Source organism: Candidatus Manganitrophaceae bacterium (genome assembly GCA_016200325.1).
GTDB lineage: Bacteria > Nitrospirota > Nitrospiria > SBBL01 > Manganitrophaceae > Manganitrophus.
Genome location: JACQEZ010000020.1, coordinates 71,195 through 92,905, shown reverse-complemented (window position 1 = coordinate 92,905; position 21,711 = coordinate 71,195). Strand labels below are relative to the sequence as shown.

19 protein-coding genes are annotated in these 21,711 nt (G+C 53.2%); 7 read left to right on the top strand and 12 right to left on the bottom strand.

All coding sequences use genetic code 11. The features are described from left to right. Window positions 1-4 precede the first annotated feature (4 nt). Window positions 5-409 carry a thiol reductase thioredoxin gene (locus HY282_17565; protein MBI3805560.1) on the top strand — a complete coding sequence of 135 codons (405 nt, stop codon included), beginning with the start codon at window positions 5-7 and terminating at the stop codon, window positions 407-409. Here HY282_17565 and HY282_17560 read toward each other — a convergent pair. Then, window positions 378-1,262, bottom strand: a complete 885-nt coding sequence (locus tag HY282_17560; GenBank protein ID MBI3805559.1) for an anti-sigma factor — start codon at window positions 1,260-1,262, stop codon at window positions 378-380. The two genes, HY282_17565 and HY282_17560, sit on opposite strands and share 32 nt — an antisense overlap. 208 nt (window positions 1,263-1,470) lie before the next feature. On the opposite strand from HY282_17560, the gene HY282_17555 reads away from it, so the two are divergent. Continuing rightward, on the top strand, window positions 1,471-3,570 hold the full coding sequence (locus HY282_17555) for a thioredoxin domain-containing protein (GenBank protein MBI3805558.1): 2,100 nt from the start codon (window positions 1,471-1,473) through the stop codon (window positions 3,568-3,570). Continuing rightward, entirely contained in the window at window positions 3,551-3,853 is a 303-nt protein-coding gene (locus HY282_17550; protein ID MBI3805557.1) for an ATP-dependent Clp protease adaptor ClpS, read from the top strand. Before HY282_17555 ends, HY282_17550 begins: the two co-directional genes overlap by 20 nt. A gap of 90 nt (window positions 3,854-3,943) precedes the next feature. On the opposite strand, the gene prmC is transcribed toward HY282_17550, so the two are convergent. Then, window positions 3,944-4,840, bottom strand: coding sequence for a peptide chain release factor N(5)-glutamine methyltransferase (gene prmC / locus HY282_17545; GenBank protein ID MBI3805556.1), 897 nt, complete (start codon window positions 4,838-4,840; stop codon window positions 3,944-3,946). Between the two features lie 341 nt (window positions 4,841-5,181). On the opposite strand from prmC, the gene HY282_17540 reads away from it, so the two are divergent. Continuing rightward, window positions 5,182-5,739, top strand: coding sequence for a hypothetical protein (locus HY282_17540; protein ID MBI3805555.1), 558 nt, complete (start codon window positions 5,182-5,184; stop codon window positions 5,737-5,739). An 89-nt stretch (window positions 5,740-5,828) separates the two neighbouring features. Here HY282_17540 and tadA read toward each other — a convergent pair whose 3' ends face one another. The 4 genes from tadA to HY282_17520 all read right to left on the bottom strand — a co-directional run bounded on the left by tadA (window position 5,829) and on the right by HY282_17520 (window position 11,968). After that, on the bottom strand, window positions 5,829-7,718 hold the full coding sequence (tadA, locus tag HY282_17535; protein ID MBI3805554.1) for a Flp pilus assembly complex ATPase component TadA: 1,890 nt from the start codon (window positions 7,716-7,718) through the stop codon (window positions 5,829-5,831). A 962-nt stretch (window positions 7,719-8,680) separates the two neighbouring features. Beyond that, window positions 8,681-10,171, bottom strand: coding sequence for a VanZ family protein (locus HY282_17530; protein MBI3805553.1), 1,491 nt, complete (start codon window positions 10,169-10,171; stop codon window positions 8,681-8,683). 132 nt (window positions 10,172-10,303) lie between these two features. Further along, window positions 10,304-11,125, bottom strand: coding sequence for a zf-HC2 domain-containing protein (locus HY282_17525; GenBank protein MBI3805552.1), 822 nt, complete (start codon window positions 11,123-11,125; stop codon window positions 10,304-10,306). A 60-nt stretch (window positions 11,126-11,185) separates the two neighbouring features. Next, window positions 11,186-11,968 (bottom strand): alpha/beta hydrolase, encoded by a 783-nt coding sequence (locus tag HY282_17520; GenBank protein ID MBI3805551.1) that lies wholly within the window; start codon window positions 11,966-11,968, stop codon window positions 11,186-11,188. Window positions 11,969-12,085: 117 nt separating this feature from the next. Here HY282_17520 and HY282_17515 point away from each other — a divergent pair, with 117 nt between their 5' ends. Beyond that, window positions 12,086-12,490 carry a VOC family protein gene (locus tag HY282_17515; GenBank protein ID MBI3805550.1) on the top strand — a complete coding sequence of 135 codons (405 nt, stop codon included), beginning with the start codon at window positions 12,086-12,088 and terminating at the stop codon, window positions 12,488-12,490. 373 nt (window positions 12,491-12,863) lie between these two features. Here HY282_17515 and mtgA read toward each other — a convergent pair whose 3' ends face one another. The 3 genes from mtgA to HY282_17500 form a co-directional block, all read right to left on the bottom strand. Then, window positions 12,864-13,628 (bottom strand): monofunctional biosynthetic peptidoglycan transglycosylase, encoded by a 765-nt coding sequence (gene mtgA, locus HY282_17510; GenBank protein ID MBI3805549.1) that lies wholly within the window; start codon window positions 13,626-13,628, stop codon window positions 12,864-12,866. Between the two features lie 26 nt (window positions 13,629-13,654). Further along, the gene (locus tag HY282_17505; protein MBI3805548.1) at window positions 13,655-14,308 is read right to left on the bottom strand and encodes a 1-acyl-sn-glycerol-3-phosphate acyltransferase; all 654 of its coding nucleotides are present in this window, start codon (window positions 14,306-14,308) and stop codon (window positions 13,655-13,657) included. A gap of 66 nt (window positions 14,309-14,374) precedes the next feature. Further along, a complete protein-coding gene (locus tag HY282_17500) occupies window positions 14,375-15,637 on the bottom strand; it encodes a DEAD/DEAH box helicase (GenBank protein ID MBI3805547.1) in 1,263 nt (420 codons plus the stop codon). 396 nt (window positions 15,638-16,033) lie between these two features. Here HY282_17500 and HY282_17495 point away from each other — a divergent pair, with 396 nt between their 5' ends. Beyond that, on the top strand, window positions 16,034-16,216 hold the full coding sequence (locus HY282_17495; GenBank protein ID MBI3805546.1) for an NFYB/HAP3 family transcription factor subunit: 183 nt from the start codon (window positions 16,034-16,036) through the stop codon (window positions 16,214-16,216). 98 nt (window positions 16,217-16,314) lie between these two features. Here the strand turns inward: HY282_17495 and HY282_17490 are convergent, their stop codons facing one another. Further along, window positions 16,315-18,000, bottom strand: a complete 1,686-nt coding sequence (locus tag HY282_17490; GenBank protein ID MBI3805545.1) for an AsmA family protein — start codon at window positions 17,998-18,000, stop codon at window positions 16,315-16,317. A gap of 98 nt (window positions 18,001-18,098) precedes the next feature. Further along, window positions 18,099-19,205 carry a sensor domain-containing diguanylate cyclase gene (locus HY282_17485; protein MBI3805544.1) on the bottom strand — a complete coding sequence of 369 codons (1,107 nt, stop codon included), beginning with the start codon at window positions 19,203-19,205 and terminating at the stop codon, window positions 18,099-18,101. 129 nt (window positions 19,206-19,334) lie between these two features. On the opposite strand from HY282_17485, the gene HY282_17480 reads away from it, so the two are divergent. After that, a complete protein-coding gene (locus HY282_17480; protein ID MBI3805543.1) occupies window positions 19,335-19,604 on the top strand; it encodes a DUF4321 domain-containing protein in 270 nt (89 codons plus the stop codon). 50 nt (window positions 19,605-19,654) lie between these two features. Here HY282_17480 and uvrB read toward each other — a convergent pair whose 3' ends face one another. Continuing rightward, the gene (gene uvrB / locus HY282_17475; GenBank protein ID MBI3805542.1) at window positions 19,655-21,652 is read right to left on the bottom strand and encodes an excinuclease ABC subunit UvrB; all 1,998 of its coding nucleotides are present in this window, start codon (window positions 21,650-21,652) and stop codon (window positions 19,655-19,657) included. Between the last annotated feature and the right edge of the window lie 59 nt (window positions 21,653-21,711).

The window sequence follows — 21,711 nt, the reverse complement described above, 5'->3', positions numbered from 1 at the left end:
CACGGTGATTCCCGAGATAACCGATCGTTCTTTTGATCAAATGATTGAAACCAGCTCCGTCCCGGTGCTGGTGGCGTTTTGGTCTCCGACCTGCAGGAACTGCAAGGTGCTTTTATATGAGCTCGATCAGCTTTCTGAGGAGCAGGGGGAAGAGATCGCGATTTACAAGATGGATGTCACAGAAAATTATCAAATCCCGGCTGAATATGAAATCTCCAGCCTTCCGACGCTTGCCTTCTTTTCAAAAGGAAAATTCGTCCAGTTCATTGGCGGCCTTGGGAAGAAGAGCGTCATCCAGTCGGCCATTGAGAAAGCCCTCCGACCGAAAACGATCGAAAGAGAAGAAGATAAAACCGATGAATCGCGCTCCTCCCAAATTAGGAAGGAGACACCCCAATCGTCCCGCTGAAAGTCACCGGTCCGGTCGGCTGGCGACTCCCTCCAATCGGTTCAACTGTGATTGAGAATTGCTTGATTCCCTCTGCGGTCGGCAGCTTCGGGGTCTTTACGAGTGCGGTCCGATCCCCCGACGGCTGAAAGAGGCCGGCGCTCACCGGCGCATTGCCGATCGCCCAAAGTTGGTAAACCTTTCCTGCAGGCGGCCGCGACAAACCGAACCCGTAAAAAACGGCGGCCTGCTTGCTCGGATCAAACGCCACAAATCCACCGACGGGTCCTCCTTCTCTCGGGCCGGCCATCCGAACGATCTTGGCCGATGAAGCGGAGAGCGTCCGCAGCCATTCTGCTTGGTCTGAAACCATTTTCTGAAGAGAGACGTTTTCAATCTGCTTCTGAACGAGCTGCGTCTGGAGATCACGTACTTTCTTCGGAAGCTTGATTCGAAAATCGGAGATCTGTTGAAGACGAAGAATCTGTCCATCCCGATCCATTAAAGCCAGTCGCATCGTCTCCATCTGATTTTTAAATTGACTCGCCTCCGCTTTCGTCTGTAGAAGCATCTCGTCGCGCCCCTTGACCTCTTTGCCGAGCGCTGCAATCATCTTCTCCTTCGCATCGTTTTCAGATCGCAAGCCTCGGTTGAGGTGTCGCAAACCATCGAGCTCCTGCTGGGATTGATAATACTGAAGCGCCCCCAGCGAAATCAGCGCCAGGATGAAAGCAGGAACGAGCCAGACAAGGCGCGATCCAGGCTTTCCTTTTTCCTTTGGTTTTGAAGGGATTTTCTCCGGAATCGTTTTCTGAGGATCGACCTCTCCAACCACGCCGACCTGCGTCTCCCCTTCCACATCAAGGTGATCCATCCCCCGCCTCCTTTAGCTCCGTTAAAGAGTTTAGAGTAAAAGGTAATCGAGGTTTAGAGACCTGTCAAGGAAGAGATATTCCTTTAGGATAACCGCTCTGCCCTGAGAATAATGGCTTTACTTGCCATCGCCACCATTTCTATTTACAAATGAATCCAAGGCGTTTTAATATGTGAAAAGCGTACCTCTCGTCTGAAAGGAAGTCTTTATGGAACAACCCAAGCACACCAATCGTTTAATCCATGAGACCAGTCCCTACCTTCTCCAGCATGCGCACAATCCGGTCGATTGGTACGCCTGGGGTGAAGAGGCACTCGAGAAGGCAAAAGCGGAAAATAAACCGATCCTCCTCTCGATCGGATATTCGGCTTGTCACTGGTGCCATGTCATGGCGCACGAGTCGTTTGAAGATGAAGAAACCGCTCAGGTCATGAATGAGCAGTTCGTTAATATAAAAGTCGACCGCGAAGAGCGGCCGGACCTCGATCAGATCTATCAGAACGCCGTTCAGCTGTTCATTCGCCGAGGCGGAGGCTGGCCGCTGACGATGTTTCTCACCCCTGAGAAGGTCCCCTTCTACGGCGGGACTTACTTTCCGCCGGAAGACCGATATGGCCTTCCCGGTTTTCCAAAGCTCCTGGAGATTGTTTCAAATACCTACCGCGAGAAACAGGATGAGATTTTGAAGACGGCCGGAGAGGTTCAGCAGACGCTCAGCGCGACGTCGGGAGGCGAGGCGGCAGCGAGCGGCAAGGAGATCGATCGGCACCTCCTGCAGGGGGCGGCCGAGAGCCTGGGACAGATATTCGACACCCGACATGGCGGATTTGGGGGATCGCCGAAGTTTCCGAACACCCCTGCGTATCATCTCTTCCTCCGCCGCTATCAAGAGAGCGGCGAGGAAAGCTACCGGACGATGGTGACCTACACCCTTGGAAAGATGGCCTGGGGGGGAATCTACGACCAGCTCGGCGGCGGCTTCCATCGCTACTCTACGGACGACCGATGGCTGGTCCCCCATTTCGAAAAGATGCTCTATGACAACGCGCAGCTCGCCCGCCTCTACTTCGCCACTTATCAGGCCACCGGCCAGGCTTTCTATCGCCAAATCGGCGAGGAGATCCTCCAATATGTCCTCCGCGAGATGACCGATCCAAACGGCGCCTTTTACTCCACACAAGATGCCGACAGCGAAGGAGAGGAAGGAAAATTCTTCGTCTGGACGCCGCAGGAGATCCAAGCGATCGTCGGAGAGGAGATTGGAACCGTTCTCTGCCGTCATTTCGGCGTGACCCCTGCGGGAAACTTTGAAGGGAAGAGCATCCTCCATATCAGTCAGCCGATCGACCCTCTCGCAAAGGAGATCGGGAAAACGACCGAGGAACTCGAGCAGATGGTTGCCGATGCCAAGAAGAAACTCTTCGTCGAGCGGGAGAAACGTCCGAAACCCTTTCGCGACGAAAAGATTTTGACCAGTTGGAACGGTTTGATGATCGGCGCCCTCGTCCAGGGATACAACGTCACCCGAAACGAACGCTATCTGGTCGCAGCGGCGAAAGCGGCCGATTTCATCTGGAACCGCCTTTATCAAGACGGACGGCTCCTCCGGACATTTAAAGATGGCATCGCAAAGCTCAACGGCTATCTCGACGACTATGCCTTCTTTATAGACGCATCGCTTGATCTTTATGAAGCAACCGGCAATCTGGTTTACCTTGACCGGGCAGAGCGTTTAATCGGCCGGCTGATCGATCAATTTTGGGATGACGCGGCGGGAGGATTTTTCTTCACTTCAACAGATCACGAGTCTCTGATCGCCCGCTACAAGTCGGCCACCGATCAATCGATCCCTTCGGGAAATGCCGTCGCCGCACAGGCCCTCCTTCGGCTCTTCCATATTACGGGAGATCGCTCCTACCATGAAAAGGGGGAGAAGACAATTCGTCTCTTCGCAGCATCGATGGAGGAAAACGTTTTTGCGACCGGCAGCATGATTGGCGCCGCCGATTTCTATCTTCGACAACCGAAGGAAATTGTCGTGATCGGCCCGGCAAACGACGGTGAAACGGAACGGCTTATCTCGAATCTCGCTCAGCTTTATCTTCCGAACAAGGTCCTCTTCCGGGTCGATCCGAATCAGCCGGAAGGGACTCCTCTCCCCGACCCGGTAAAAGGGAAAAAGATGTTGAACAACAAGCCGACCGTTTACCTCTGCCACCAGTTCACCTGCTCTCCGCCGCTGACCGAGTGGAAGGTGATCCGAGAGCAACTCGTTGCAAGGGAGTCGCATGAGCACGGAGGTTCTTGACCTTCCTGAGGTCGAGACAATTTCAGACGCTAAAAACGAGGTCGAAGAAGAGCTCCCTTGGAATGTGATCCTCTATAACGATGATCTGCACAGTTTTGATGAGGTGATTCTTCAGGTTCAAAAGGCGACCGGGGTTGCGCTGGAGAGAGCCGTCGAGATTACCCTGGAAGCCCATTTGAAGGGACGTGCAGTCTGTTATACCGGTCTGCTCGAGCGCTGTGAACATGTCGCCGCTGTTCTGCAACAGATCGGACTGACGGTCGAGATTGAATGGACCGGCTGAGAGGAAGACTGGAAGATTTTTACGACTTGGAAAGGCTTTCTTGAGAACGTTCTAAAATTCAGATTGAGAGAGTTCGCGGATGAGTGCGACTTAAATAGAAGCCATCACCCCCCGAATGTTCCCCGCGCTGTCGGTGATAGGATAGGTCTGGCGAAACTTTTCATTCCGCTCCAGCCGCTGCAGAATCGCCGGACCTTGGCCCAAACCGACCTCAAAAGCAATCCAGCCCTCCTTCCGAAGGAAGCGTGGCGCCTCTTGGATAAAACGGTTGACGATCTTAATTCCAAAGGGACCCCCGTCAAACGCCATCCTCGGCTCATGGTCGATGATCTCTTCCGGCATGGTATCGACTTTTCGGCTGGAGATATAGGGAGGGTTGCAGGTAATCAGATCCAGCTTTCCATAGAACAACTCACTTTCAAAGGGGGCCAAAAGGTCTCCCTCCCATACCTCCATCCTTCCTTCCAGTCCGAGGTGCCAAACATTTTGTCTGGCGAGTTCGACCGCTTCATGGGAAAGGTCCGAGGCATAGAGACGCGCTTGCGGCACATAATGAGCCAGCGCGACCGCCAAGTTGCCGGAGCCGGTGCAGATATCAATCGCCGTAACATCATTTCGTAGATTGGCCAGCCGGCGCAATATCTCCACAGCGGACTGACCGAGAAGTTCGGTCTCCTTACGTGGGATTAAGGAGCCGCGGTTCACAAGCAACTCTAACCCCATGAAACGCTGCCGCCCCGTCAGATACGCAACAGGAACCCCGGCCTCTCGCTGCGCCACCAACTCGTGTAGCTTTGCCGCCGCAAGATCGTCGAGCTCCGGAAGCGGGACCTCGCTGGCGCGCTGAATCGACATCGGAACACCGGCGGCCATATGCCACAGGGCACGCACGATATAGTCGGGCGTTTCTTCCGGTTTATCCGGAAGAGAGTTTAAGTGAATGGAAATTTTCTGAACAAGATCTTGATAAAGCGTTGTAGAAACCATTGGCAACTCAATGAAATCTGTTAACTGCGCCGAAGACCTCCCCGACAAAACGCACCGCTCTTCAGATGTGGAGGTTATAAGCGCCGCATCTTATTACGGAAAATACCGGGCCTGAATTTTCGATTTTACTGGTGCGGTGGTGTGAAGTCAATATTAATAGTAACTATTTATTTTATTAGACATGGCTGGTTCGTTACGAGTGAATCGAGCAGCGGTTGTTCGCACGGAAACGCCGGACGATATTTATATTGACACTTCGAATGGAAATACGTCATTACTGATTGAGTATTTCAAGTCATCCTAGCGAACCTGAAGATCTGAACAAAAACAGGAGGTGCTCCATGAAAAAGCTCATGTTTATCGCATTGGTCTCTCTTCTTCTCAGCATCCATGCCGGAACGGTTAAAGCAAAAGAACTCTCTAGTGACGAGACCGTACAAAATGAACAGGAAACGAACGAGGCAGATCTCTTAACCGACTCGGGAAATCAGACGATCTTACGGTTTCAGACGATGGTCGGCGTCAATCCCCCCTTCACCGGAACGGCAAACCCCATTCGAGGGATCACCGGCGGCGGACTCCCCTGGGTCCTCTCCGACGCAAGGGGGATATTAAAGGCGGATGGCACATTGAGGGTGAGGGTTCGAGGATTAGTCATTCCGGTCGCTCCCTTTAACGGAACCAATCCGGCCCCCAACTTCCGCGCAATCGTAAGCTGTATGTCGGTCGATAATACAGGCACTCCCATTATCGCCAATGTCCAAACAGGATTGTTCCCCGCCAACACCCTGGGAGATTCCAACATTAAAGAAAAGATCGCCCTTCCCAAACCATGTATTGCACCCATCATCTTTGTGACCTCTCCGACGGGGGCTTGGTTCTCGGCAACCGGTTTCTAGGGATATTTCACGGGGGCTGATGAAAATCAGCCCCCCATCAATTGATGAAGGATTTTATCCGGGTGGTTGATTCGAGAAGGGAGTAAGCGTTAGCGTTCTTTTCCGCAGTAGGGACAGATTTGCCATTCCGGCTGAAGATGCTTTCTGCAAGAGATGCAGTTTGATCGAACCTCATAACGGCAGTGCGGACAGACAATAAAATCGACATGAATCGCTTGTTCGCAACGAGGGCAGAGGATCCGGACTTCCTCCTCCACTTCAATGACCCGAAGGACCTCTTCAAGCGTTGTGATTCCTGCTTTTATTTTTCGGAGTCCATCTTCACCCATTGACGTGACCCCTTGATCTTCTACCGCCCGATAAATTTCGTCCTCTGTCCCCCCGGAAGCGATGATTTCTTTAATTTTAGAATCGAGAGAGAGAACTTCGAAGATACCGGTTCTGCCGTAGAAGCCGGTAAAATTGCAATGGTTACATCCCTTGCCTCGGTATAACTGGGTGATTTGCTCCGTATCTTTTTTTCTGTTGAGCCGCTCCGCCCCTTCCATTGCGCCCTGCACTTCAATTTTGCATTGAGGGCAGATCACCCGAACAAGGCGTTGCGCAACGATTCCAACCAGCGCGCTCGAAATGATATACCGGGGGATTCCCATATCGACCAGGCGTACAATGGTCGCGACGGAATCGTTGGTATGCAGGGTGCTGATCACAAAGTGGCCCGTCATCGCGGCACGGAAGGCAATTTCCGCCGTTTCTAAATCTCGGATTTCCCCAACCAAAACCACGTTCGGATCTTGTCGGAGGATCGATCGAAGGCAATTCGCAAAAGTCAGGCCGATATCGGGCTTCACTTGGATCTGATTGAGCCCTTCGATATTGTATTCGATTGGATCTTCCACGGTCATAATATTGACCGCTTCCGAACGAATTTTATTAATAAGAGAATAGAGGGTCGAGGTCTTGCCCATTCCGGTCGGCCCGGTTACGAGGAGAATCCCCTGTCGTTTTTGTGTAAACTGAAGAAGCTGGCGATAGTCGGCCTCTGAAAGCCCCAGATTCTCCAAGTTTACTTGCGTTGAAAGCTGATCCAAAATTCGGATCACCACTTTCTCTCCATAATGGGTCGGTAAGGTTGCGATCCGGAGGTCGATGTCTCGATTGTCGAGCCGAACGCGTATCGCCCCGTCTTGAGGAAGACGACGCTCAGAGATATCAAGAGATGCCAGAACTTTAATTCGAGAGATCAGGGCCCCCTGGACCCATTTTGGAAGCTCCATTTCCGATTTCAAAAGACCATCCACTCGAAAGCGGATTGAGACCTTGGCCCGCTGAGAGTCGATATGGATATCACTGGCCCGAGCCTTGATGGCCCGAATAAAGATCAGGTTAAAGAGCCGGATAACCGGAGCGATCTGGCTCTTGTCTTTTAAGTCATCAGAGGAGGTCATCTCGGATTGAGAAATGGCAGGAAAGATTTCGAGATAAGATTCCTTAAATACATCGGCCGTTTCATCAACGATGCTTTCGAACGAATCATCGAGATGATAGTGCTGCTCAATTGCTTTTAAAATTTCCTTCCGAGTAGAGATGAGGGGTCGGACTTGCAAGCCGGTGTGAAAGCCGATGTCTTTAATACACTCATAATCCAATGGGTCGACCATCGCCATAGAAATTTGTCTTTTATTTATACTGACCGGAATGCAGAGATATTTCCTAGAAAGATTCTCAGGAATCAGCGTGATCGCTTCGGGTTCAATCTGGGTGGTCTCCATTGGAAGGTATTCAATACCGAGCTGCTGCGCGAGCGTGTTGGCGATATCAAATTCGGTCACCAAACCGAGCTCGATCAGCACCTCCCCCATCCGTTTACCGGTCCGCCCCTTCTCATCAATGGCCTTCTGAAGATCGTCCTCTGTAATTAAACCGGCATTGCAAAGGAGATCGCCCAAACGCTTTTTTGTAAAGGATGGCTCTTTCATCAGAGTAAATAATATCCGAGAAGCGGATAAAGCGCAAACCAACATGGAATTATGGACAAAGTCCGACCGACTATTTCAGCAAAACCGAAAACAGGTAAAAAAAGGAGCCGCGGCAGCTTCGGCCGCGGCTCCTTTCCTGAACCTCTTTTCACTTCGACATGCTGTCCGAAGTGCTGGAGTTGCTTCCGGAGGAAGGACTCCTTCCCGAGGTTCCTCCCCCCGAGGCGCCACGATCGGTGGAGGATGGAGGACAGGGATCGTTCGCCCCCGCTCCCCCTTTATCCGCTTGTGAACCGCCCTGGGCCGAACCAGGAGAAGATCCGCTTCCGAGAGAGTTAGAAGAACTTCCCGAACTCGAGCTGCCGCTCATTGCTCCCTGATGGGATCCCGAAGAACTTCCGTTGCCATTGCCTAAATCCCCTTTTGATTGCTCCCGTTGTAAGAGTGGATCGGATGCGCCCGGCGCGCAATTGCTCTTACCCCCTCCTTTATCCTCATTCGGGGAGACCCCACCCGGCGACGTAGAATTGTCCCCGCTTCCAACGGAAGGCTGTGCAAAGGCCGACGCTCCTCCATAAATAATAAATGCGGTAGCGAGCATTGCAATCCAAATTCCGTGACTTTTTTTCATTGAGATTCCTCCTTTCACTTTTAATAACCATCATTATGGGTGACCGGTCTATTCCACTACACGGCAAAACGAAGCGGGCTTATAGCGTGAATGTCCAGCTGTTCGTTTCCTGTAAGCCTCTTTGAGTATGAGCAAGTCTTATGCCCGATACTCTGCCTAGCAATGTCGGTGCAGACCCCATTGAGCGGCCCAGCTCATATCCCCACGGTTCAAATGAGGAGAGACAAATAATTCAGTGGTTATTTTTTTTACGTTTCGGGATATATAAGAGAAGGAGTGTGCAAAAGGAAACCGGTAAACCGATAAATAGAACCAGCCAGCGTCAGCCTCATTACATTGTCTTCGGCAGCTGTATTTCCGTCATCCTTCCCATGAGAACGCCGATCAGGACGATACCAAAAGGAATTGCGATGAAACCGCCGGTAAAAAGGGTCGGAGGATGGCGACCTTCGAGCAGATGGACTGCGAAAACAAATATCCATAAAGAGAAGACCACTAATGCGGAGGCCCTTTTCGACCGAGGATAATATGAAATGCCGGCCAGAAAGCCGATCGGCCAAAACAGAAGCCCCCCTAAAAATGCGCATTCGCCGGGCCGCGTCGTTCGAAAAGCAAGCCGGTCGGTTAGGAGAAAAAGCCCGTCGGTCAAGATGGCTTCCGCGGCGAGCGTCCCATTTACATAAACAAATGTCCTCCCGAAATCATAGACCGCCATTACATGGGCCGGGTTCATGGGGCGCGGGAGGCGCAACCGGAAGGTCTCAAGTTTGCCCCCATCGAGCCATCCCCGTTTGGTCCGATTTCGGACTTCAAATGTAATTTCCGTCGCCGCTTGTTGAAGCATGAAGTATTCTTTATTCGTTCCCCTAATCAATGAAATCAAATGCCCCGCCTGGTCATAGTCAAATCGCTTGGCGTCGATCCAAGCCTCCAGCGTGAACCGATGTCCGGCTGCAAGCGACTTCATCACCTTCTCAGCCGGTGCGAGACTGCGGAAACCGGTCGATCCGTCAAAAACATAACCGGAAGGAGTGAGCCACCTCCCTTTATCGCCCAATCGTTGCAGATCGAGCGGCGGCATTTTTAGAGCGTGGTCGTGAACGAGGTTCCCCTCCTGCTCATCAAAGGTATAAAGGACGAGCGGAGCATCCCGAAGAGAGACCTCCCGCTCCGATGCAACGCCGGCCTGATAATGATTTTGAACGCGCGCCGGATCAAACGCTTCAGCATAGACCGCCAAAAAGTAGAACGTTCCCTCCCATCCGTCCTCCGCTGCCGGATCGATTCCAACCCAAAGAGAAGCGCCCGATCCCCACTGGTTTAACCTTTCCAAAGAACTCCCCGCGAGCAGAAGGAGCAATCCCATATAGAGGAGAAGCGCCGTCTTCGCGAACTTCCGGTGATGATTCCATAACCGTCGGGCCCAGCCTCGACTCACCCCTCTGCAAACCAGGAAGAAACCGATTCCGCCCCCGAGGGAATTGGTCAAAAGGTCGCTGAAAGAAGAGTACCGCTCCGGAAGAAAAAGCTGAGCGATCTCGATTGAGAGGCTCGTCATCGCCGCGATAAAGAGCACCGCCCGAAGCCGACGGCCGTTCGAACCCTCTTTAAAAATTCCATAGAGAAGCCCGCCGAGCGGGAGGAAGAGAATAATATTCAAGATGACATCGGAGGCCGATAGAGAAATAGCGCGCTCCCAGGGATGCATTTGGGAAAATTCCTGAAAATCGAACGGCGCCAGGGTCACCGCCCCCAGATAGATGAAATAGACAATCAATCCGACGGCACACATCGATCTGATCTTTTGCTGGCCTTGCTCCATACATCACCCAAACAAGCAATCGGCTGCATATTTTATATATAAAGCCGATCACTGAAAGTTTTATTTTTTTGAATTAATTTTTAGAAAATAAGAATAAGGAAGGAAAAATCGTTTTACCTGCCGACGGCCCGCTTATTGGATGGTCACCGCTACCCTCACAGGACCGTGGGGCGGGGGAGGCTTCTTGGAAAGCTCCTTCACCAATCCGAGCGACTGAAGCGATTCGAGGAAGCCTTCATACCGCTCGGCCGGCACCAGGAGAACCAGTCTCATCTCCATCTCATTCTGATTTTTCTTCAACACCTTGCCTGACGCCGCCGCGGCATGTGACTCAACACGCTCCGCCACGGCAGTCACATCTCGGGAAATGAGTAGGAGTTTCATCTCCATTATTTTCCCGACCGTCGATCGGCCTTCCGCATGCGGGAGAGAACGGGATTCGGCCTTTTGAACCTTTACCGGCGGCGTGGGAGGGGCCTCGGTCACGAGAACCACAGGTGCCGCCGAAGCCGGCGTTTGGCTCGGTCCCTTTCCTGCGGTTTCAGAGGGCGAGGGAGTGCCTGCGGTTTCAACCACCGGTGCTGCTTCCTTTTCCATTGCGGAAGGATCCGCCTTCAGATCCGATCCGCCCCGTTGATAGAAATAGACTCCCCCTATCACCAGAAGGGCCATCGCCGCCACCGGAATCGGATATTTCAGACCGGAAGAAAATCCCTCTTTCTCGGTCGATGGAGACGCGCTCTCCTCTGCAGAAGCCGTGGAGACCTCCAGGCGAGGAAAAGCAGTCCTCTCTTTCTTCCCCATGGGCGCAACCGTGTCGGCCTTCATCTCTTCCATGCCGGCCTTGCATTTCTTACATCCCCGCAGGTGGGATTTGATCCGTTGACGTAAATCGGGGGGAACCTCCTCCCTCAGATAGGCCGGGAGGTGTTCCTTCAGTTCGCGGCATCTCATTGCTCTCTCCGCTTGGGTCCCCGAGATTGGAACGCATTCTATTTCATCCGAGGGATGAAATCAATGCACCGGGGGATTCTCCTCAATGAAAGTAAGAATTTCGGCCGCCAATTCATCGGGACGCTCTGCGACGATGGCATGGCCGGTCTCGATAAACGTGGCGCGCTTCGATGAAAGTATACCTGAATGAAGACGTTCTTGGTATACCGGTGGGATCGCTCGATCATGGTCGGCGCTGAGGATCAGGGTGGGGAGGCGGATCTCCTTCAGTCGGTGATGGAGCTCCGGGATGATCTTCTTTTGTTTCACCAGACGGGCCAATGCCTGAGAGGAGCGGAGGACCTCCTCCCGTTCTTCCAGGGTCCGTCGCTGTCGCGCCAACTTCTCCCGGACTTCATTGCGATGGTAAAACCGATCGAGGATCTCCTTAAAATTCATTCCGGAAGGGCTGACGATCGGCACATCGGGAAGCCGCCCGGCGGAGGTGGCGATCAGGATCAGGGCTTCAATCCGCTCCGGATGTGCCAGCGCCAGGAGAAGACTGATCCAACCCCCCAGGGAAAATCCGACCAGATGCGTTTTCCGAAGGCCGACCGCGTCCAGCCATCCGAGAATAAATGCCGCCAGATCCTCGGTCCCCTCGATGCCGGGAAGGGGGTCTGAGCGGCCGAACCCTGGATAGTCGACCGCGTAGACATGAAGTCGCCTCGACAGAAGCGGGATCAGCTCCTGGTATTCGGTCGCGCGGCCGGCGGAGGAAGGGAGAAGGAGAATCGGTTCCCCCGATCCCTCTTCGAGGTATCGAATCGACGCCCCCTGAATTGTGACTCGCTTTTCAGACATCAAGATTTAATCTAGCACCCCTGATTTTCATTTTCAATGAACACCGATGTCAATCTGATTCCATTTCGGCAGCGTTGATATGTTATACTTTCCCATCATGATCCCTTAGGAAAATCGATGCCGTCGAACCATCCTTTCCAGATGCATCACATCGCCATTCAGGCCTCCGACCTTGACCGTTCCGTTGATTTTTATGAGAAGGTGCTTGGACTCCGCCGGCTTAAAGAGGAGCGGACCCCCAAAGGGCGACGAATCGTCTGGCTCGATTCCGGAACCGGCCGAATCGAGCTTTATAGCGGCAAGCCGGGCCAGTCGCTGGCCCAGCGATGGAGTCCAAACACGGTCGGACCTCTCTCAATCGGTTTTCAGGTTGAAAATTTAGACGAGGCGGTTCGCCGGCTGATCGAGTCGAAGGCCGTCTTGATCAAGGCCCCTTACGAGCCGGTCCCTGGAGAGCGGGCGGCCATGATCGCGGGACCGGATGGGGAAGAGATCGTTCTATTAGAGCAACCGGTTGTCTGATCCGAAAATAGGAGCGTATGATCCAACGGAGACTAAAACGCTATAGCCTTTTCATTGAGACAAAAATTGAATCGAGCGACTTCCGCACCGATGGGGTCGCCGTGAACTTCAGCTACAACGGGGGTCGGCCTTTGCTGTCTGACCCCCCTCGCGATCAAGAGCGCGGTCCTGCTCACCTTTTACTTCAACGATGAACAGGGAAACATCTATTCGGAATCGATGAAAGGGGTGATCCGCTGGGCGAAAAACTTCGGCCATCTTCAGACCGCTCGGGGTTGAGTTCTCCGAGCCGCTTGACGAAGAAAACTACTTTATTACGCTCTCCCATATCGAGATGGCAAAAGAGTTTCAGGAATAGATCCGGATTGAACGCTTACGATCTCCGCTCCGATTGAGAAGTCTCTTCAAACCCGTTCTCCCGCTCCGGACCGCTCTCCGGATAACGCCGCTTCATCTCCCGAAGAATGACCTCGCTCCGCTTCCGAATATACGGGGTCGTCCGATGGCGATGGTAATACCGGGGCGCCGGTAAGATCGCCGCCAGAAACGCCGCCTCTTCCGGTGTGAGAGCAGCGGCCGGTTTCCCGAAATAATCGCGGGACGCCGCCTCCGCGCCGTAAATCTGATCCCCCCATTCGACGACATTCAAATAGACTTCAAGGATCCGTCGTTTTGAAAGACGTGTCTCCAGGGCCGACGTGATCAACGCCTCTTTGACCTTCCGAAAAAAATTCTTGTCCGGAGAAAGATAGAGATTTTTTGCGAGCTGTTGGGTGATCGTGCTCCCTCCGTATTCAAACGATTTCGCCTCCCAATCACGCCCTGCCGCCTCCAGAATCGCATTCCAATCAAAACCCCGATGCTGGTAAAAACGGGCATCTTCCGCCACGACAACGGCATGCTGCAGGTTCGGCGAGATCTGGGAAAGGGGATGCCAATGATTGGGAAGCGGGGCGCGGGCTCCTTTGTCTCCCCGCTCCAGACGGCGCATTTCGATAAGAGCGGTCGTGCTTGGATTCCTCCGGGCCAGGCGCCCGATCTCAAGATAAAAGCGGACAAAATAACCTGTGACAAAGATCAGGACGACCAGGAGGATCCACCCGACGATCGGCCCGACCTTCCTCCGTTTTCTTGCCATCCGCTTCTTCCAGTGACGCCGGGGCCTTAAAGTTTGGCAATTTCCTGCATAACGAAATCGACGATCTGCTGCGAGGTTTCGACCGAATCAGGGAGATTGTAATAATGGGTGAGATCGATCGGCGGCCCATAAGTAATCGTCGTCCGCCTGCCGAGGCGTGGAAGGATCGTTCCTCTCGGCAGGATCGTCTCCACCCCTCGCATCCGAACCGGGATGACTTTTTGTGGACGGGCCTCATGGAGGATTTTTCCGACGCCGGCTCGCCCCCGTTGGAGCTGTCCATCGTCGGAGCGTTTTCCCTCCGGAGCAATGACCACCACCGAATGCGACAACATCTCCACCATCTTGCGGATTGACTCCAAATCCCGTTTTCCCCGCCGCACCGGGAAAGCCCCCCACGAGGCGAGGATGCCCCGGATGATTGGAATATTGAAAAGCTCCTCTTTTGCCGGCGCCCGCCACCAGACCGGCGAAAAAAAGGGCATGGCCGTTGCGCCGACCAGAAAAGGATCAACCGCGGAGATGTGGTTGTAAAGGAGCATGACCCCCTCCTCACCCCGCTTCGGGATATGCTCCCCGCCGACGACCTCGACCCGATTGAGCCACTTAAAAATAAAGTGCCAGAAACCAAGGCCGAGAAGATGCCAAACATTGAGGATGAAACCGGGACCGCGTTTCATAGAAGATCAATTAAGGGATAAAAATGAAAGGGGTCGGACCGACTTAAAGCGGTGCGGAGAAATCGTCTATCGGGGATCCCGTCTCCTCGGAGAAGGAGGCCGTCCACCACCCCTTCGATTTGAAGGGGGATGCGCCGGGGGCTTCCTTGGCGTTCTCTCTGAATGAGGAATCGATTTCGGCTGAACGAAGAGCTCGTCCTCCGGCCATTCGACCGGGATCTTCTGCCCGATGTAGGCCTCAATCTCTTCGAGCCCCATCACATACTCTTCATCCGCCAGACTGAACGCTTTGCCGGCGGCGCCGGCCCGGGCGGTCCGGCCGATCCGATGGACATAGGCCTCTCGATCTTGAGGAAGGTCGTAATTGACCACGAGGGTCACCCCTTCGATGTGAAGCCCTCTTGAAGCGACGTCGGTCGCAACCAAGATCGGAACCTTTCTGTCCGTAAACTGCTCCAGCGCCTTCATCCGCTGCTTCTGCGGCAGGTCTCCGGTGATCGCCCTGGAAGGGTAGCCCTGCTCGGTTAATCGATTGGCCAGCACCTCTCCTTGTCCTTTGGTGTTGACGAAAATGAGGACCCGCTCCCATACCTCTCTTTTGAGTAGGCCCAATAGAAGCGAAAACTTTCTGGAACGTTCAACGTGAAAGAGGGTCTGCTCCACTTTTTCTGCGGTAATCTGCTCCGGAGAGATCTCGATCTTCACCGGGTTGTTCATATGCTCATAGGCGAGTTCCATCACCCGGTGGGTCAATGTGGCGGAAAAAAGCATCGACTGACGTTTGTGATAAGGAGGAAGACGGCGCATCAGGAAGCGAAGATCGGCGATAAATCCCATATCAAACATCCGGTCGGCCTCATCGATGACCAACACCTCGGTCCTCCGGAGATCATAGACCTTCTGCTTGTAGTAATCGATCAGTCGGCCCGGGGTTCCGATCAGCAGATCCACCCCTTCACCCAACATTGAACGCTGCTTTTGATAGTCGATCCCGCCGTACACCGCCTGGATGTTGAAAGGGGTCTTGCGCCCAAGCGCAGTGGCCTCTCGGGCGATCTGAACCACCAGCTCTCGCGTCGGAGCAATCACAATCGCCCGCGGAGAGGAGAGTTTGGTCGGAGGAGAGGCTTCCGTTTTCAAAAGACGGGAAAAGAGGGCGATTAAAAAAGCGGCAGTCTTACCGGTGCCGGTCTGGGCCTGTCCGGCCACATCCTTACCGGCCAATGTAAGCGGAAGGGTCTGCTCCTGGATCGGAGTGCACTCTTTAAAACCGAGAGATTCTATTCCCTCAAGGACGAGGGGAGGAATCGGCAGCGTTCGAAATTCTATAGGCATATCGCAGATATATTACATTTTCAGATGTGAAAATGCAAGGTTCTTCTGTGCGTCTGATAAAATAGCCATGAAATTCATCTCTTTATTCATATAAAACCTTTGGTCCAGAGGATCAAAACCCGTTCTCTTCCTCCTCCGGAGGGAAGCGGCGTCGATTGAATTCGACAAATAATCCTCGCAAGTGAGTCTTATTTTTAATGAAAGATTCGACGAAATCCAGGGTGGTTTAAACACCGGCCTCTCTGTATTGGTTGAATAATTCCGGTTGCGATCACGCCTTCTTTCATGCTACCATTTTTTTGAACAAGGATCTTTATGGGACGAACCCGATACCTGACCTGTTATCCGAATATGCGATCTGGTCCGATTAACTGTTGAAGGAGGAGATGGATGTCCGAAATCTTGGTGGTCAGTTCAAAGGTCAAAAAGCTGGTTCGAGAGAAGTCCGAATTTAATACGTCAGCCGAGTTTCTCCAGGCGCTCAGCCAGCGTGTTGAAAAGCTCTGCTTAGAAGCGATAGAGCGGGCGAAGGCAGATAAACGGAAGACGGTTAAGGAGCGAGACCTCGCCTAAGTGACGACCTGATCGATTCCAGCATGGTCAGAACTTCTCGAACGAAACCGTCTACAACTTCATGATAAATGACGTCACGGGGATCTTCAGCGAATCGCCTATCTTTTCAGAAGTCCCCCCAACCCTTCTTTTTCAAGCTTGTCTGAAAGCTGCTTGCGTAACTTCTTCGCAGTGGCCTCTTTCAATGCCTCTTCCCGGACAGCAAGGTGAACACGCTGCGGGGTTCCTGTGATCTCGATGGGAACCGCCAGTCGACCGCCTTGCGCCGGGAGGAGCGATCCAGCCGGCGTCTTCCGGATCTGCTTCGTCATCGACTCGGCCAACACCATGTTCCCTAGAAGTTGGTACGCACCGTCGACGGCGATCTCTCCCTTCCCGACCAGCTGAAAGAGCGGGCTGTTCATCAAGAGGTTCTCCAACTCCACACGGCCTGCGTCGACTCGGAAGGCGCCCTTTGCCGAAGAGAAGGAGGTCTTCGACTCTAATGGCAATTGAACCACATCGAGCGTCCGGAGGACTGAAAGCGACTCCTTCACCAAATTGAAATTCTTAATCTCTCCCGCGCCGACCTCCCACTCCCCCTCCCCGGTCAATGTTTTTGCCAATGCTTCCCAGCTTCCCCCCTTTCCCTGTAGCGCAAGCTTCACCGAAGCCGCCCCTGAGAAGAGGTCAGGGTTCACCGGCACGAATTGCTTCACCAGCGGACCGAGCGCCACCTCTTGAAGTGAGAAGGTGGTATTAAAGGGAAAGGTGGCCGCCGTCTCCATTCGAGCCGAGCCGGCGAAGCGGCCGCCCCAGATCCGGCCCTCCAGCCCTTGGATGCTTGTTCCCTTTCGGTCCATCGTTGCTTTTCCCAAAAGGTCACTCGCTTCAATTCCCTTGATCCGGACCTTTTTGAGGTTGAAAGCAACCTCCACCGGAACGGATGCGGAGGAACGATCCGAAGAGCGGGCGGGGCTCGCTTGAGACGACGCCGTCTGCGGAAGGAGCAGCATCAATTCGTCCAGGTCGATCTGCTCCGAGTTGACCATCAGCAACAGACGGCCCTTTTGAAATCCGCCTCGAAGCCTCAAGTCGTTCTGGCCGATGCCACCGGAGAGCTCAATCAATTCGGGCCGCAGGGCGGGGGTCAACGTCCCGATCCGCCCTTCCAAATGGACCGATTCCCCTTTCGGCTCGAGGCGTGTTTTCAGCGCGATCGATGCGGTCTTTCCCAATTGGAGATCGGTGACATTTAAATCGATTTTCTCGGCGGAGACGGTCAACGGCGCCCCTTCTTTCAAACGCTTCAGATAAATGACCTTTCCCTCTTTAATCGTCAATCGATCGGCGGCAACGCCGAGGGGACGGCGCTCTTTGGGGGGGGCGCCCGGCGACGGCTGCGCTTCTTTCTCGGTCCCCTTTCCGAGCGTCGAGGTATTCCAACGACCGCTCTGGTCTTGGATCAGGCGGATCTCCGGGCGATGCAGAAGGAGTTGTTCCACCTCGATCCGTTTCTGTAGAAGCGGGAAAAAGCGGAGGTTTAGAACGATGTCATCCGACTTCACAAAATCTTCGGATGAAAATTGAGGATCATCCCGAATCACCACTCTTTTTAGCCGGATTCCAAACGGCCAGGCGGAGAGCCGAATGCTTCCGACATCGACACTCCGGCCGAGCGCGGCCTCGACCTGCGGCAGAAAACGGGATTTGAGGAAAGAGAGATCGATGAGGAAAGGAACGATCGAAAGAACGAAAAGTAAAACAAAAAAGATTCCTGCGATCCGTCTTCCGCTTCTCTTCATCTCAATCACCGAAAAAAGGTTTCACCTAAGACTAATTATAGGGAATCTTGAAGGAGCGAAGCAAGAACGAAGAACAAGCGGGAGAAGAGATAGACCTATCAGGGAAGTGCGATGCAGATCCGATCTTTTCCCTTTTCTTTGGCGGTATACATCGCCGCGTCGGCTTTTCGAATAAGAAGGTGGCGGATGTTGCTGTTGGAGGAGAGGCTTTTGATGTGCCGTCTGAGAGAGGCCAAGCCGATACTGCAGGTCAAGAGCCCCTGGATGAATTCGGCCTTCGCTTTCTCATGAATCGGAACGGTGCTGAATGGGAATTTTTTAATCGCGGTTCGAATCCGGTCGGCGACCTGGACCACCTCTTCCAGCGTCGTCTGCGAGAAGATGATGACGAACTCATCGCCGCCGTACCGGGCGATCGTTGTCCCACGAGAAGGAACAACCCGCTGTAGGATCTCGCTCACCTCTTGAAGGATATGGCTTCCGGTCAGATGACCGAACTGGTCGTTGACTTGCTTAAAATGATCCATATCCATGAAGAGGAGGATCAAATCGTGCGATCCCTTTTTTACCTGACGGACCTCTCTCTCCAACTTGGTATGAAAGTAGCGATCATTGAAGAGCCCGGTCAAGCCGTCCCGCTTCGCCAATTCGATATGTTTTCGGGCATCCAAAACATTCTGGATTAAAGTGGACGTATAACCGGCGAAGATCTCCAGGAGCTTGAGCTCCTCCTCGGTAAAATTGGTCTGCTCTTTGCGATTAATCAACTCAATCACGCCATAAGTCGAATGTTCGACAAAGATCGGGGCACAGATGATCGACCGGGTCTGAAATCGGCTGATCTGATCGATCTTTGAATAAAACATTTTATCCCGGTTGACGTTCTTGCTTAAATAGGGTTTTCCGGAGAGATAGGTTGCTCCGGCGATGCTGGTCGTGACCGGAAGGCGAAGACCGGGAAGCCGTGAAGAGCCCGGTCCGAAGCAAGCGACGAAAACCAGTTCCGGAGAGATCGGCCACTCCCTTTTTTTAATCGGATCATCCAGGAGGATCGATCCGGCCTCCGACGGAACGAACTGATTCGCTTTACGGAGGATTTCTTTCAACATTAGGTCGAGCGCCGGCTCTCGATCGGGGCCTTTTCGCAGCCTCTCCCGGCTCAACAGAACATTTAGATGTCGATTGTCCAGCAGGTTGATTTTCATTGAGGCTAAAGATACCTGGTTAAAATAGGTGTGTCAATGGAAGAAGGGCTAAACAGGGCTTCTTTGGGAGCCCCAGAAATCTTACTTGACAATGGGGCCAAAAAAAGATAGCTTTTCAGAGGAAAAACGATGGCTGTATTAAAAAGAACACCTTGGTTGCTCATCTTCTTCATCTTGGCAGGAGGCCTCTTAGGCGGCGTGCTGGGAGAGGTCCTTCTTCTCTTCTCTCCCTCCGGTTTCCTAAGGGATGTATTCCTGAAAGGATATCACGTCGGGGTGACCCCTCCGTTTACCTTCGATCTTCATCTGGTCACATTCACGTTCGGCTTTACCTTTCATGTCAACCTGCTTAGCCTGCTCGGAATCATTCTCGGAATCTATACTTATAAACAGGCCTGATCGATCCATTTATCCCATTTATCGCCCTGTCGCGATAAAGATCGACCGGATTATTTCGGCAATCCCATTTCCATCTCTTTCAATCGCTTGATCCGATCGCGGAGCTCGGCCGCCCGCTCATATTCAAGGCGCTTCGCCGCCTCCTTCATCTCCCGTTCGAGACCTTGAATGACCCGCGGCAGTTCGTGCTCGGGGATATACGGCTCCCCCTCTTCGGCCGCAACCGGAACAGTATAATAATCGGCCTCGACCATTTCGCGAAGCGTTTCGGGGATCGCCTTTTGGATCGATTGCGGCGTGATATCATGCTTCACGTTATAGGCCATCTGGATGCTGCGACGGCGATTCGTTTCATCGATCATCATTCTCATCGATCGGGTCATGGTGTCGGCATACAAAATCACCTGTCCGGCCAGATTCCGAGCCGCCCTTCCCGCCGTTTGGATGAGGGAGCGATGGGAGCGAAGATACCCCTCTTTGTCGGCGTCGAGGATCGCCACCAACGAGACCTCCGGGAGGTCGAGCCCTTCGCGCAGGAGATTGATCCCGACCAAAATATCGAATTTCCCAAGACGAAGATCCCGAATGATCTCCATCCGTTCCATCGTTTCGATGTCGGCATGGAGATATCGGACTTTGAGCCCGATCTCTTGATAGTATTCGGTAAGGTCCTCAGCCATCCGCTTGGTCAGGGTCGTCACCAGGACCCGTTCCGACCGGGCCACCCGCTTTCGGATCTCTTCGAGTAAATCGTCAACCTGTCCTTTCGCCGGCCGCACGAACACTTCCGGGTCGATCAGACCGGTCGGTCGAATCACCTGCTCGACGATCCGTCCTTTCGCCTTCTCCATCTCATACGGGCCGGGTGTCGCCGAGACATAGATCACGCGCCGCATAAATTCTTCGAATTCCCCGAATTTAAGCGGTCGATTGTCAAATGCAGAGGGGAGACGGAATCCATATTCGATCAGGTTCACTTTGCGGGCATGATCCCCCTCCTGCATTCCGCCCACCTGCGGGATCGTGACATGGCTTTCATCGATGACCAGGAGGAAATCTTCCGGAAAGTAATCGAGGAGCGTCGGCGGCGGCTGCCCGGGCGTGCGCCCCGAGAGATGGCGGGAGTAATTTTCAATCCCTTGGCAATAGCCGACCTCTCGGATCATCTCCAGATCGAAGACGGTCCGCTGCTCAATCCGTTGCGCCTCCAAAAGCATTTTCCGATCGCGAAAATATTTGATCCGCCCCTGCAGCTCCTCTTCAATCCCTTGAAGGGCCGTATTGACCCGGTCCGGAGGAATGACATAATGGCTCCCCGGATAGATGGCTATTTTCGGAAGGCGCTGAATCACCGTGCCCCGCAGCGGATCGACCTCGTAGATCGCCTCAACCGTATCGCCGAAGAATTCGACCCGAATGCAGCGATCCTCTGAAGAGGCCGGGAAGATCTCAATCATGTCCCCTCGGACGCGAAAAGTCCCCCGATAAAAATCAAAATCATTCCGCTCATACTGAATTTCGACCAGCTTTTTCAACACCTGGTCCCGCTCCATCTCTTTTCCTTCTTCCAGATAAACGAGCATGTCATGGTACGCTTCAGGCGAACCGAGGCCGTAGATGCAGGAGACCGAGGCGATGATGATAATGTCGTTTCTCTCCAGAAGAGAGCGCGTGGCGGAGTGGCGCATCCGATCGATAGCGTCATTGATTGAAGAATCTTTCTCAATGTACGTATCGGTCGTTGGAAGATACGCTTCGGGCTGATAATAATCGTAATAGCTGACGAAATACTCCACCGCATTCTCTGGAAAGAAGGTTTTAAACTCATGGTAGAGCTGCGCCGCCAAAGTCTTGTTGTGGGCGATCACCAGCGTCGGTCTTTGAATCTGTTCGATGACATTCGCCAGGGTAAATGTCTTGCCGGAACCGGTCACCCCCAACAGGACCTGGTGCAAATCGCCGCGTCGGACCCCTTCCGAGAGCGCCCGGATGGCATTCGGCTGGTCGCCCCGCGGGCTAAAATGTGTATGAAGTTTGAAAGTGCTCATAATAATCGTTATAATCGTTCCTTATCTGCTTCCTTTTTTGTATAATAACACACCAAAAT